This is a genomic window from Alsobacter sp. KACC 23698, assembly GCF_045348435.1.
Taxonomy (GTDB): domain Bacteria; phylum Pseudomonadota; class Alphaproteobacteria; order Rhizobiales; family Beijerinckiaceae; genus Alsobacter.
The window spans coordinates 1,399,074-1,412,371 of the sequence record NZ_CP157484.1 but is presented as its reverse complement, the minus strand read 5'-3'; the positions used below and the strand labels follow the sequence as shown (position 1 = coordinate 1,412,371).

7 protein-coding genes and 4 pseudogenes are annotated in these 13,298 nt (G+C 65.2%); 8 read left to right on the top strand and 3 right to left on the bottom strand.

The annotated features are described in order from the left end of the window. Positions 1–190 precede the first annotated feature (190 nt). Both ABEG18_RS06505 and ABEG18_RS06500 read left to right on the top strand, forming a co-directional pair. Positions 191–836, top strand: a pseudogene (locus ABEG18_RS06505) (IS5 family transposase); the annotation flags it as partial. 520 nt (positions 837–1,356) lie between these two features. Next, a complete protein-coding gene (locus ABEG18_RS06500; RefSeq protein WP_406857271.1) occupies positions 1,357–3,027 on the top strand; it encodes a beta strand repeat-containing protein in 1,671 nt (556 codons plus the stop codon). Between the two features lie 235 nt (positions 3,028–3,262). On the opposite strand, the gene ABEG18_RS06495 is transcribed toward ABEG18_RS06500, so the two are convergent. Continuing rightward, positions 3,263–3,670, bottom strand: coding sequence for a hypothetical protein (locus ABEG18_RS06495; RefSeq protein WP_406857270.1), 408 nt, complete (start codon positions 3,668–3,670; stop codon positions 3,263–3,265). Positions 3,671–3,853: 183 nt separating this feature from the next. Between ABEG18_RS06495 and ABEG18_RS06490 the strand changes: the two are divergent. Further along, positions 3,854–4,165, top strand: a pseudogene (locus ABEG18_RS06490) (helix-turn-helix domain-containing protein); the annotation flags it as partial. On the opposite strand, the pseudogene ABEG18_RS06485 reads toward ABEG18_RS06490, so the two are convergent. Continuing rightward, positions 4,132–4,797, bottom strand: a pseudogene (locus tag ABEG18_RS06485) (IS110 family transposase); the annotation flags it as partial. The pseudogenes ABEG18_RS06490 and ABEG18_RS06485 sit on opposite strands and share 34 nt — an antisense overlap. 72 nt (positions 4,798–4,869) lie before the next feature. On the opposite strand from ABEG18_RS06485, the pseudogene ABEG18_RS06480 reads away from it, so the two are divergent. Continuing rightward, positions 4,870–5,286, top strand: a pseudogene (locus ABEG18_RS06480) (transposase); the annotation flags it as partial. Positions 5,287–5,686: 400 nt separating this feature from the next. After that, positions 5,687–7,294 (top strand): class I SAM-dependent methyltransferase, encoded by a 1,608-nt coding sequence (locus tag ABEG18_RS06475; RefSeq protein WP_406857269.1) that lies wholly within the window; start codon positions 5,687–5,689, stop codon positions 7,292–7,294. Positions 7,295–7,349: 55 nt separating this feature from the next. Here the strand turns inward: ABEG18_RS06475 and ABEG18_RS06470 are convergent, their stop codons facing one another. Beyond that, positions 7,350–7,685, bottom strand: coding sequence for a hypothetical protein (locus ABEG18_RS06470; protein ID WP_406857268.1), 336 nt, complete (start codon positions 7,683–7,685; stop codon positions 7,350–7,352). Positions 7,686–8,117: 432 nt separating this feature from the next. On the opposite strand from ABEG18_RS06470, the gene ABEG18_RS06465 reads away from it, so the two are divergent. The 3 genes from ABEG18_RS06465 to ABEG18_RS06455 are packed head-to-tail and all read left to right on the top strand — an operon-like array spanning position 8,118 to position 13,287. Then, entirely contained in the window at positions 8,118–9,782 is a 1,665-nt protein-coding gene (locus ABEG18_RS06465; protein WP_406857267.1) for a class I SAM-dependent methyltransferase, read from the top strand. Next, positions 9,779–10,873, top strand: a complete 1,095-nt coding sequence (locus tag ABEG18_RS06460; RefSeq protein ID WP_406857266.1) for a glycosyltransferase family 4 protein — start codon at positions 9,779–9,781, stop codon at positions 10,871–10,873. The genes ABEG18_RS06465 and ABEG18_RS06460 overlap by 4 nt, the downstream gene beginning before the upstream one ends. Then, positions 10,870–13,287, top strand: a complete 2,418-nt coding sequence (locus ABEG18_RS06455) for a glycosyltransferase family 4 protein (protein WP_406857265.1) — start codon at positions 10,870–10,872, stop codon at positions 13,285–13,287. The genes ABEG18_RS06460 and ABEG18_RS06455 overlap by 4 nt, the downstream gene beginning before the upstream one ends. Positions 13,288–13,298 lie beyond the last annotated feature (11 nt).

Here is a 13,298-nt window from a genome sequence, read left to right as displayed (position 1 = left end):
GCAATCGCCCTCGGCGTGATCTGGCGCACCTCCGCTATCGGCTGCCAAGCCGGAAGAAGGTTGCGTTCACTCGGATTAGGCCGGGGCTTCGAACCATCGACTTAGGCCGTGTTGACAAAGGGGAGCCCAAATCGCCAGAGGGCTGATTCAAAGCTGCTCTTTGCGGGGGAGCGGCGGCGTGCGCGGGCTGATGTCGGACGAAGAGTGGGCGTTCTTCGCGCCGTTTCTGGTGCGCACCGGCGCTCGGAGTGGTCGCCCTCCGAACCGCCTCATCCTCGATGCAATCTTTTGGACCGCCCGCACCGGCGCGCCGCCCAAGAGACGGTACAAATGATCGACAGCACCATCGTGCGCGCCCACCAGCACTCGGCGGGCGCAAAAAAGGCGGATACTCCGGGCCCCTTGGCGGCCACGCTATCGGCCGTTCGCGAGGTGGCCTCACGACAAAAATCCACCCCCGGACGAACGGCCTCGGCCTGCCCGTCGGGCTCGTTCTGACGCTGGGCGAGACCGCCGATACAAAGGGCGACGGCCTATTGATGGGCCAGGCGGGGCCACCACCGAAGGTCCTGATCGCCGACAAGGGCTACGACAGGGTCGCCATTCGCGACGACCTTCGGAAGCGCAGGGCCGAGCCCGTCATTCCGTACAAGCGCAACCGCATCGTCCAAGCACCGGTCGAAGGATTCGTCTACGCGTTCCGCAACCGCATCGAGCGCCGCTTCAATAAACTCAAGCAGTCACGCCGAATCGCGACCCGCTATGACATGGCCGACGCCGCCGATCGGGCTGTTCAGGGTGGCGCCGCAATGAGGCGACACTTAAGAAGAGCGTCCCCCAAGAAGGGTTGCTCCCGACGAGCCCAGACTCTCGGTCTGAGATCCGCGACGTCCAGACGAACGATCCGACACGCGAACCCGGATCGCCTGCGTGGAGGCATTCGCCGAAGGCTAAGCCGCTCCATGAGCTTGGCCGCTTTCCAGGCATCTTCATGGTAAAGCCTCAGTTATTTCCCAGGCGCGCTGAGGCAACAATCTGCAGGGCGACCCGCGGGTTAGCCAAGCCCAAGGTCACCACTGTTTAACGAATATGAATAAACTCTGAACAGGCAAATTATATTAGTCCGAAGCAGCGCAGTTTCAGTCCATTTTCCCGATTTTTCCTTTCAGTTCAGCGAGTTAATCTAGTTTTCGTCTGAGTGTTGCGCGAACCACACACCGGAAAATTTCTGCTCGGACCCCAAAATTCCGGTTTGCAACCTATGGGGATTACTGTACGAGTTTCTCCACCTGCTCTGGTCCGAGTCGATAGCGACCGAAGCGGTGCAGCTTTGAAGAGATAAAAGGACACCACCCAATGGCAACTATCCAAGGCGTATACGTCGCCCTGTTCGGCCGCCCCGCTGACCCGCTTGGCCTCGCCTATTTCAACGGCGTGACCAACAATGGCGCGAACCTGAGCGCCATCAGCGACCTCGCCGCGACCGACGAGTTCAAGATCCGCTTCGCGGGCCAGAACAACGTTCAGATCGTCAACTCGATCTACAAGACCCTGTTCAACCGTGACGCCGACGCCGATGGCCTGAAGTTCTACCTCGGCCAGCTCACCAGCGGCAAAATGAACGTCAACAACATCGCGATCAACATCCTTGACGGCGCCCAGGGCACCGACAAGACGATCTCCGATGCGAAGATCGCTTCCGCGAACACCTTCACTTCGCATGTCGACCAGGGCAACGAGATCGTCGCCTACAATGGCACCGCTGCCGGCAACGCTGGCCGCGCCTTCCTCGCTCCGATCGCGACCACTCCCGCGACGGACGCTCAGGCCGACGCTGCCATCTCCGGCATCGTGACCCAGTCCAGCACGGGCGGCGGAATCGCCGGGCAGACCTTCACGCTGGCCGTCGGCGCTGACACGTTCACCCCCGATAACAGCGTGACCGCGAATAAGACCACTGCTGGCGACGACACGATCCGTGGTGATGCTGTCGCGAACTCGCTCAACACCGCCGACACCATCGACGCTGGCGGCGGCAATGACACCCTGAACGCGTCTTTCGATGCCTCCCCGGCGGCCGCTGTGAAGCCGGTCCTCAAGAGCGTTGAAAACATCTTCGTTAGTGAGGCAGCTACGTTCGCGGTTACCGTCGACCTCGGTGACTCCTCGGGCGTTGTTGCGGTGTGGGACAAGGGTGGTTCGGCAGCTGCAGACACCACTGGTGCGGTTACGTTCACCAACGTGGCTTTGTCGACTCAGGTTGGCGTGCGCGGCACCATCACCGATGTCGCTACATTCACTTTCGCTGGTGCCACTGGCTCCAACGACTCGGCTACCCTGAACTTGCGTGACGTTACGGCCGGTGCGGGTACTGCCATTTCCGTCCTTGGTGTCGAAAACCTCACGATCAACCAGTCGGATGACTCCGCGATTGCCGGAACGACTTCCAGCATTCGGAGCCTCGTGGCGACTGATGCTAAAGCAATCAGCTTGACCGGGTCCGGTACCTTCAACTATTCGGGCGCGACGGCAGGGGCGGCGAATAGCATCACCAACCTGACGAAGTTCGACGCATCCGCCCACAAGGGCGACATGACGGTCGACTTCTCGGCGGTTGGTGGTCCGACCGGTGGTGTGACGGTGCTGGCGTCCAGCGCGGGCGTGAACAACATCACGCTTACCACTGGCACTCAGGCCGATGTCGTTCAGTTCAACACGACGAACGTGTCGACCATCAACAAGCTGACCACGATCACCAACTTCGACCAGGCGGCTGAAGACAAGCTCGACCTCAAGGCGTTCAACCTTGGTGCCGACACGACCGTTGGGTCCACGGTTGTGGCCGTCGCTGGTGATATCGCTGGCTTCTTCGCGGGCACCGCCCGTGTTGTCCTCAACGACACCACTGACACCGTGTACGTTGACGTCAACAAGGACGGCAACTTCAGCGCGGGCACCGACCTCGCGGTTGTGTTGACCGGCGTGACGGCTGCTGGCTTCACAACCGCTGATCTCATCCTCGCCTGATCTCATCGGACGACTGAGGCTGGGCCGGTCCTCGTGACCGGCCCATTTTCGTTTGTGGCGCCCGCAAACCAAAAGGCCGCCACGGCGTGAGCCGGGCGGGCCAGTGCAGAGGGGCGCAAACAGATCACAGCCAGGAGCCTGGGCGAGCTCAGCGAAGGCCGTCCGGGCATGCTGCCATGGTCTGTTTCACATGCCCGCACCATGCGGGCTTCGGACCGGCGTCTAAGCCCGAAACTCATCTCTGGCGACGGGGATTGTCGCTCTTGAACTCGGCGCTTCGGAGTTCGCGCATCTTCTCTTCCAGGATCCTGTCGACCTCCCCGCGCATGCGGTCGCCTTCTGCCTCGCTCTTCATCAGCTCGGAGATGGCGAGCAGGGCGTCCGCGGTCCTGCGCTGCTCGATCGTTGCCGCCGCCGTGTGCGAGACCAGATGCTGCAGGTGCTCGTTCAGCTCCCGGATGGGCTTCAGGTCGATGAACGAGCCGCCGGCGACGAAGACGTCTATGGTGTGCTGCTGCGTTTCGGCCGCCTTGTGCCCCGCCGTCAGGGCCTTCAGGCCCGTGAACACGGCGGCGATCAATCCCGCCAGATAGGCGACCCACTGGTACTGCTCCGGGATCTTCGGGATTTCAGGTGACGCCATGCTTGTGGAACCCGCGCGCCGCCCGGCGTCGTGCATGGCGCTGCAGCCATTCGCGAAGTTGAGACCGAAAAAATCAGGTAAATGGTTGCGCTAGAGCGGTTTCCGAGCTGAAGGAATCGAAGCGGATTCCCAATCAGCGCGAGAGTGATTCAAGCTGTCTGCCGGGGCTGGGGGCCGGCAGGCATGTCGAGAGCACTGTTGCTTGATCTGCGGGTTCGTGTGCTGGCCGCCGTTGAGGCCGGCGCGTCGCATCGTGAAGCGGGCGAACGCTTTGGCGTGAGCGCGGCCAGTGTCAGCCGATGGCGGCGATTGGCGCGTGAGCAGGGGGAACCTCGGCCAGGGCCGCTCGGCGGAGATCGTCGCTCGCAGCGCATCGAGGCGCACGCGGCGGTCATCCGATCCCTGGTCGATACCAAGCCGGACATCACGCTGTCGGAGATCAAGGCCGGCCTGTCGGAGCAGGGTGTGGCAGTAGGCATCGGCACCCTCTGGCGGGCCACATCGTCGGCCTTGGCCCGCGCGGCGATCTCGTCGTCGAGGGCGGCGGTCTGTTCCTACAAGTGGCGCAGCACACCCACGAGAACGGCAAGGCTGGTCCGGGCAGCTTCCGGAAGGTCCGAGGTCGGATCCTCGATCACCGCAATCAGCCGTTCGACGTGGATGGGCCCCTGCGGCGCTATCACGCCGTACTCGGAGAGGTGACCGCGGATCGCGTTGATGATTTGCGTGCGCTGACCAACCAGCACATCGCGGGTCCGGAAGTTCACGGCGGAAGCCTGCTTGGCCTCGCTCTTCACCGCCACGAAACGCATGGTCGGGCGTTGGGCCGCCTCGCAGATCGCCTCGGCGTCCGCCGCGTCGTTCTTCTGCCGCTTCACGAACGGCTTCACATAAGCTGGCGCGATCAGCTTCACCTCGTGACCGACGCTCGCGATGGTGCGGCCCCAGTAATGGGCGCCCGGGCAGGCCTCCATGGCGACGACACAGGGTGGCTGACTGGCGAAGCAGGTCACTACCTGATCGCGCCGGAGCTTTTTGCGGAACACCGGTGCGCCAGTGACATCGGCGCCATGCGCTTGAAAGACATTCTTGGCCAAGTCGAGGCCGATGGTGCTCACCTGTGTCACGGACGCCTCCCTCTGGTGGTAGTGGTATCAACAACTCCACCTTGGCACGCCGAAGCCGTCGGGGGGCGTCCACCCCATCATTGGAAGACCACCACCTTCGTGGCCGGCCTGCGCTCGACAGGGATGGTCGCGCCCTTCGTCATCGACGGACCGATCAACCGCGACGCGTTCGACACTTATGTCGAGAAGGTCCTCGGCCCCGAGCTGGCGCCAGGCAACCTCGTCGTCATGGACAATCTGTCGAGCCACAAGGGTCCGCGCGTGCGCCAGATGATCGACGCGGCAGGCGCGAGCTTGCTCTACCTCCCGCCCTACAGCCCCGACTTCAACCCCATCGAGAACGCCATCTCCAAGCTGAAGGCCCTGCTTCGCAAGGCCGAGGAGCGAACGCTCGTTGGCCTCTGGGACGCCATCGGCCGTATCGTCGACCTCTTCACGCCAGCCGAATGCGCCAACTTCTTCGCAGCAGCCGGCTACGATGCAGTCTGATCGGAAATGGCTCTAGAGGTATACCGACTCGGCTCGACAACAGGCGAATCGCAATCAAAGCCAGCCAAAGCACAATGCGGAAGCAGCAATCCCTCGCACGTAGTGCGGGACGGTGTCGCTTCCGACGCAGACTTGACGAGACCGTCCCAAGCCGTCGTCCCGGGCAGACGCAAGGAGTTGCACCGTTTTGAGCCGTGCCCCGACTCGGATCGAGCACCGGCGTGGTGGTTCGCCGCCGAAGATCTTGTTCGACGCCTTTAGACGCCCGAAGAGCCGCTCGTGCGCGGCCTCAGCAGAGTGCGGCCTTGCCGACCCAGTCCCGGCACCCTGGTTTCCAATCGGAGGGCGCGCCTGTATAGCTGCCACCTACTGCCCTCATGATCCTCGCTAAGGATTGCCCATGACCGCCTGGACCGAAGGCTACGTCGCCGACATCCCATATTCCCTCGGATTCTATCGGGAGACCGTGCCGGCCCACATTGCCTTCGCAGCCGTTTGCGTCGGCAAAAATCCCGGGCTGGCGCTGCGGCCCCATCGGGTGCTCGAATTGGGCTTTGGCATGGGCCTGGGCTTCCTGATCAACGCCGCCGCCAACCCCGAGGCGCATTTCGAAGGAGTCGATTTCAATCCGCTGCATGTGGCTCACGCCCGAGGTCTGGCCGAGGAGGCCGGGCTCAGCAACGTGAGTTTGCGCGAGGCGAGCTTTCAGGACCTCGCCCATGAGGCGCAAGAGGGACAGCACGATCTCGACCTCATCGTGCTGCACGGCATCCTGACCTGGGTTTCGGTGGAGGCCCAGGACGCCATCATTGAGATCGCCCGCAAACGGCTGAAGCCTGGCGGCCTGCTCTATGTGTCCTATAACGCCATGCCAGGATGGGCCGCGGTGCTGCCGCTTCAGCGGCTGATGCGGGAAAACGCCAAGCGCGTCGCCGGTCGCTCCGACCTCCAGACCAGTTCAGGACTTGATCTCGTCAGGGCTTTGGTCGGCGAAGGCGCCGCGTACTTCAAGGCCAATCCAGCCCTGCAGCCGCGTGTCGAGCAGATGGGGAAGCTCGACAAGAACTATTTGTCTCATGAGTATCTTAACGCCAATTGGTTCATATTTCACTTCGCCGACGTCGCCGAGATGTTCGGCCGCGCCAAGCTCGGATTCGTCGGCTCCGCCACAATCCTAGAAAACATCGACGCCTTGGCTGTGCCGGAGGGGGTGCGGGCCCGCATCGGCGCTGAAAGCGATCCTGTGTTCAAGGAGACTCTGCGCGACATCGCCTCCAACAAGCAGTTCCGCCGCGACCTGTTCGCCCGTGGCGTCGCGACCCCAAACGCGGTCGAACACAACGCCATGCTGGGAGCCATGCGCTTCGCCCTGGCGACGCCGCGGGCCAAGGTGAGCTTCAAATTTCCCAGTCCGGTCGGCGAGCTTGACGGCAACGCCGAGATCTACGGCGCCGTGGCGGATCTGTTGGCGCAAGGCTCGGCCAGCTTCGCCGAAATCGCCGCTCTGCCCGTGTTTCGCCAAGGGGGCGCCAGCGCGGCCCTTCAGACGGTCAGCCTCTTGGTCCATAGCGGACAGGTGCTGCCAGCGCCGGTGCGCGGCCCTGCCGACCCCGCAATCGACGCTCAACCGGCTCAGCGCTTTAATCGGCTCTTGGCGGCGAAGATGCTGCAAGGGCGTGCCTACGGCTTTCTCGCCGCGCCGCTGGCCGGCTCCGGCCTACAGGTCCCGCAAAGCGAGCTCCTGATATTTGCGGCAGTTCTGGAAACAGGCGGCGAGCGCGCTGCAACCGCCGAAGCGAAGGGTCGGGGCGAAACAGCTGAACTCGCTCCCAAGGTACAGACGGTCACAGATCACGTCATCCAGTCCCTCCAGCGTCTCGGCATGAGTTGGATGAAGGAGGGTAAGACCATCGTCGACCCCGACGAGAGCCAGAGCGTGATCCAAGCCGAAGTTGAAGCTTTTCTGACTGAAAAGCTGCCGGTATGGCGACAGCTCGGCGTCTACTAACCGCAGCTTGAGCTGCGGCCGCGGAGGGCCTTTAGGCAAGCCGCACGTGAGCGCGTCAGGTCCGGTTCTTGGGCGTGAGGGTTTCCGACCCGACGTTTTGCGTTCCGTGAATCGTCCAGGTTCCGGAGAGAACGCCGTCGCGCCGGACCTCGTAAAGCGCGATACCGGCCTTGCCCTGCTGGACATAGACCACCGCCAGCATGTCGTTTTGAACGATGCCGGTGCCGACATTCTCGCCATTGCCGATGCGCCAGACGACCCGGTACACCTGTCCGATTGGCGTGATGGTGAGTTCGCCGCGATAAAGGCGCTGGTCGCCAGCGTTCTGGCCTTCGACGGAATAAGCACCGGCGAGGTCGGCTGCGCGCAGCGGTCCGACCGACGCCAGCACGGCTAGGGCGAAAGCGGCGCCGGGGCCGGCCCAGCTTCGTATGAGTCTATGCATGAGAGGCGCCTGTCGTCTGCTGGGGCATGGGGAGGTCGACTCCGGGGATGAGCGCGCGTCGGTCTTCGAAATTCCGCGACAGAGCGCGCATGGTGCCGCGCCATTATGCCGATCAACCATCGCAGGGAAAGCGCAAGCGCTGCCGCCCCCTGCCCTCTTGCTGTGAAGTCCGAGCTCCCTGCCTTCGTCATTCCGCTTGCCCCGTCCCGTCGAGCTCTCTTTTGCGCGACCTCTTGGCTCGCTTGGGCTGCGCGGCGTCCTGGCCTTGCGGATTGTATTCTTGCTGCTCTCGTCTCACTGCGTGCGCGCGCTATTTTGTCGGCCTGTCCCCTCCTTTGTAGTCGCGCTTGCGTGACGCACCCGCTTGGAGCCATCCAGGTGGCCCGCCCTGTGCGGTGTGCGTATGCGGCCGAGGTCGCGATCGATGCAGGATTCGCGGCGGACTTGGTTGCCTCGGGCCTGTGCGCCAGCTACAGCGAACAAGCGAATGCGCCAGGAGGCCTCTTCGGTATGGATGATCTGTCCGCAGGCGGGATCGATGGGATCGACGGAATTTTGCGCCGGGTGAGAGCCGCGCTTGGCGAGGAGGCTCGCCCCGGCCAGGCCGAGGCGCCTGTCAGAACTCGCGCCCGCCACTCGCCCTCCGCCATCCCGCTGATCCAGCCGGCCGATCAAGTTGACGGACTCGATCCGGCTCAGCGGGTCTACCGCATCGAGGATTTCGGCGGTTTCGACGAAGAAACATTCCTGCGCCAAGCCTACCGGATCGTGCTCGGCCGCGAGATCGACGAGGTCGGAAGGTCTTACAACCTGCCCGCGCTGCGCGCCGGCCACATCAGCCGGGTCAGGGTTCTGGGCGCGCTTCGGCGCTCGGCCGAAGGCCGCGAGCATGGCGTCACGATCAAATGGCTGCTGCCGGCCACCGTGCTCGATCGCCTCGCCGGCCTGCCCGGCGTGGGTCGCTTCTTCGCCCCCTTGATGCCGCTGCTGGTCAAGCCGGCGACGGACCGGCGGCTGGCCGATCTGGCGGTCAAACATCTGGAGCTGATCGCCGCAGTGAACGCATCGCTGACTGCGGTGCGCAAGAGCCTGGTGGAGTTCGAGACCCGGCTCGACGAGGCCAATCGCGAGGCGGCGGCCGCGCGCGTGCAGTCGAAACTCGCTATGGACCGCTCGCAGGCCGCCATCGACCAGGCCCAGGCGGCCGAGGCCAGCGCAAGCCGCGACGCCGCCGATGCTCGGGCCGGCCGGCGCCTCCTGGCCGAGGAAGCGCGCCAATTGCGCACGCTCAGCGACGCCCTGCGGGCGGGCCCCGCTGGGCTGGAGCGCGCCAAGTCCGCGCTGGACAGCCTCGACGACCACGCTCTCGACAGCCTCTATCTCGGCTTTGAAAACCGCTTTCGCGGTCCGACCGAAGAGATCGCCCGACGGGCGCAGCGCTATCTGCCGATCTTCACGCAGAACGCCGCGGTGGCGGCCGGCGGCGTCGTCCTGGACATCGGCTGCGGCCGCGGCGAATGGCTCACGCAACTCACCCGCGCCGGCGTTGGGGCGCGCGGCGTCGACTTGAACGTCGCCATGGTGGAGGAGGCGCAAGGACTCGGCCATGACGTCGTGGCCGGCGACGCCATCGCCTATCTCGAGGGCTTGCCGGAGGGATCGCTGGGCGCCGTCACCGGCTTCCACATCGTCGAACATCTGAGCTTCCCGCAGCTGGTGAGGCTGTTTGACGGGGCGCTGCGGGCGCTGATGCCTGGCGGGGCCGTGATGTTCGAAACGCCCAATCCGGAAAATCTCGTCGTCGGCGCCTGCACCTTCCACTACGACCCCACGCACAACAAGCCGCTGCCGCCCGACCTGTTGCGCTTCGTCGCCGAGGCGAGAGGCTATCAGGCCGTGCGGGTGATCCGGGCCGACGCGGACTGCGACCTCGGCCAGGCGGAATCCGGATTCGTTCCGAGCGACGTGAATGACTGGTTCCGGCAACCACCGGACTACGCGCTCTATGCGCAGAAGCCCGATCCGGCGGACCGCCTGGCATGAGGGTGGGAATCGCCACGGTGCATACGCCCGGCATCCATGGCGGGGCGGAGTATCTCGTCGACGGCCTCGTCGAGGCGACGCATCGGGCCGGGCACTCCATTCACAAGATCTCGCTGCCATTCCAATTCGATCCGCCGGCGGCGGCAGGCGTCGCCCTCGGTCATTGCGAGACGGTGGACTTTACTTCCTATGGCGGCGGAGCTCTCGACGCTCTGATCTGCCTGAAATTCCCGACCTATGTCATGCGCCATCCCGGCAAGCGGGTCTGGCTGCTGCATCAGCACCGGCCGGCCTACGACCTTTACGGCACCGCCTATGGCTGGCGAATGGGCGAGGCGCAAACCGACGCTCTGCGCGCGCGGATCCAACAGGCCGACCGCGATGCGCTGGGGGGCGCAACCCCGGTCTTCACCATCGCAAAGCGCGTGTCGGAGCGGCTGATGAGTTCGCACGGGATCGCCTCAGAGGTCCTGTACCACCCCCCCGCCAATGCGCCGGAGTTCCGCTGCGACCCGGCTCTGCCCTATATCTTCGCGCCCAGCCGTCTGGAGACGCTCAAACGCCAGCATCTTCTCGTCGAAGCGCTCAGCCTGAGCCGCGGCCTATCAGGCATGGGCGCCGTTTTCGCCGGCGCCGGAAGCCTGCGGCCTCAGTTGGAGGCGTTGGCCGAAAAACTAGGCGTGAGCGAGCGGGTGCGTTTCGTGGGCGCGGTCAGTCGCGCCGAAATGCTGGCCCTTTACTCGCGCTGCGCGGCGGTGTTCTTCGGTCCGCTGGACGAGGACTATGGCTATGTCACCCTCGAAGCCATGCTGTCGGCCAAGCCGGTCGTGACCTGCGCCGATTCCGGCGGTCCCCTGGAGTTCGTCAAGGACGGTGAAACCGGCTTTGTGGTGGAGCCCAGCCCGGCCGCCATCGCCGACGGCTTCGCCCGGCTGCTGGCGCCGCCGCGGACAGCGGCGGAGCTGGGACGGCAAGGCCGCGCGCATTACGACGCCCTCGGCGTCGGCTGGGATCCAGTGATCGAGCGGCTGCTCGCCGGCGTCGGACCGCGCCGCGCCATCCCGGCCGAGGCCCGCGGAGAGGCGCCATGAAGATCGCCATCGTCACGCCGCACCCCTCCCCCTTCGCCTTGGGCGGGGCGGAAAATCTGTGGTGGGGACTGCAGACCTATTTTGAGGAGCACACGCCGCATCGCTGCGACGTGGTCGCGCTGCTCGGATCGGAGCAGTCGTTCTGGGACCTGATCGCCTCCTATCGCGCCTTCGCGCAGCTCGATCTCAGCGGCTACGACTGCGTCATCTCCGGCAAATATCCGGCGTGGATGGTCAAACACCCCCGTCACATCTGCTACATGCTGCATCGCCTGCGCGGCCTCTATGACACCTATGCGCAGGCCACGAGCGATCCGGCCGTCTTCGCGCTGGGGCCCGTACGCGAGTTGCTCGACTGGATGGACGACGTCGAAGCCTATGGCGGCGCGGCCGAGGACGACGAAATCGAGGAGGCCTTCGCGAGATTCGAGCGGCTGCGCTCGGCCGGGCTGCCCGACGCGGCCTTCGCCTTTCCCGGCCCGTTGATCCGGCGCATCATCCACTTCCTCGACGCAGGGGGGCTGTCGCCGCGGCGCATCTCGCGCTACGCCGCGATCTCCGAGACGGTCCGGCGCCGGCCGTCCTATTTCCCCGACGGCGTGACGCCGGACGTGCTGCGGCCGCCGCCGCACCGCGACGATCACCACGAGGGAGACTTTCGTTATTTCTTCACGAGCAGCCGGCTCGACCGGCCCAAGCGCGTCGACCTCATCATTGAGGCCATGCGGGACGTCAAACAGGACGTGCCGCTGCTGATCGCCGGGACCGGTCCGGACGGTCCGCGGCTGCAGGAGCTCGCGGCGCCCGACAAGCGGATCCGCTTTCTGGGCTACGTCCCCGACGCCGACATGGCGGAACTCTACGCCAACGCCCTTGCGGTGCCCTTTGCGCCCTATGACGAGGATTACGGCCTGGTCACCCTGGAGGCGATGAGGAGCGGCAAGCCGGTCCTGACGACGGTCGACGCGGGCGGTCCGACCGAATTCGTGCGTCATGAGCACAGTGGGCTGTTGAGCCCCGCGACGCCGAAGGCCTTTGGCGAGGCCCTGTCGCGGGTGGCGGGGGACCCCGACCTGGCGCGCCGCATGGGCGCGGCCGCACGTCGCGACGTGGAGGGCGTCGGCTGGGAGGCGGTCGCCGCCGGCCTGTTGCGGGCGGACGCCGCCCCGCAAGTCCGGCGGGCGCACCGGCCCAAGCTCACGGCGGCCGTCACCTTCCGGGTGTTTCCGCCGATGAACGGCGGGCAGGCCCGCGTCTATCACCTGTATAAGAATCTGGCGGAAGTTTTCGACATCGACCTGGTTTGTTTGACCGGGTCGACGGAGTTGCGCAGCGAAAAGGAAATCGCCCCCGGACTGCTGGAGATCTGCGTGCCGCGCAGCCACGCGCACGCCGCGGCGGAGCGCGACATCTTCGATCTGGCCGATCAGATTCCGATCGGCGACATCGCCGCCTACGCCTTGACCGGCCTCTCCAGCGACTACGAGGAGGCGCTGGAGCTCTCGGCCATGACCAGCGACGCGGTGATCGCCTGCCACCCCTACCTCGTCGCCTCGATCCGAAAGGTCGCGCCTGACCGGCCGCTCTGGTACGAGGCGCAGGACGTGGAGATCACCCTCAAGACCGCCCTCTTCCAGGATTGTCCGGCGGCCGCCCGCCTTTTAGAAGAGGTTCGCGACGCGGAACGGTCCTGCTGGACGGCGGCGACCACAGTGTTCGCCTGCGCCGAGCGCGACCTTGACGAACTCGCCTCGCTCTACGGGCCCACCCGCGCCCGGCGCCTGGAGGTGCCGAACGGCGTGGCGCTGGACGAAATCCAGTTCACGTCGTTGGCGAGGCGTCGCGAGGTGCAGCGGCGGGCGTCGCTCGGGCCCATGCGAACGGCGCTGTTCATGGGCAGCTGGCATGGCCCCAATCTGGCGGCGGTCGAAGACATCATCCGGGAAGCGCCGCTCGCCCCCGACACGCGCTTTGTGGTGGTGGGAAGCGCTTGCCTGCCATTCAAGGAGCGTAAGCTTCCCGAGAACGTCCATCTGCTCGGCCCCGTCGATCAGAGCATCCGCGACGATCTTCTCGCGGCCGCCGACGTGGCCTTGAATCCAATGCGGTTCGGTTCGGGGACCAATCTGAAGATGCTGGACTACTTCGCCGCGGGGATTCCTGTGATCTCGACCGCCTTTGGCGCGCGCGGCCTTGCGGTCGCTCCGGGCGTGCACTACATCGTCGCGCCGGACGACGGCCTGGCTCAGGCGCTTGGCGTGCTGGCGACCTACGACGACGCGAGTTTGGCCGCCATGGTGGACGCGGCCCGCGCAGTGGTCGAAGACCTCTACTCCTGGAAGCAGATCGCCAGGCGTTTCGCCGACGCGGTGCTGCACGCCGGCTTTGACGCCGCGCCCGCCGCCCCGGACTAGGCCCAGTCTCC

What these genes read in the sequence shown, in the direction of transcription:
- ABEG18_RS06455 (WP_406857265.1), top strand. Translation starts at nt 10,870, where the DNA reads ATGAAGATCGCCATCGTCACGCCGCACCCCTCCCCCTTCGCCTTGGGC.
- ABEG18_RS06460 (WP_406857266.1), top strand. Translation starts at nt 9,779, where the DNA reads ATGAGGGTGGGAATCGCCACGGTGCATACGCCCGGCATCCATGGCGGG.
- ABEG18_RS06495 (WP_406857270.1), bottom strand. Translation starts at nt 3,670, where the DNA reads ATGGCGTCACCTGAAATCCCGAAGATCCCGGAGCAGTACCAGTGGGTC.
- ABEG18_RS06500 (WP_406857271.1), top strand. Translation starts at nt 1,357, where the DNA reads ATGGCAACTATCCAAGGCGTATACGTCGCCCTGTTCGGCCGCCCCGCT.
- ABEG18_RS06475 (WP_406857269.1), top strand. Translation starts at nt 5,687, where the DNA reads ATGACCGCCTGGACCGAAGGCTACGTCGCCGACATCCCATATTCCCTC.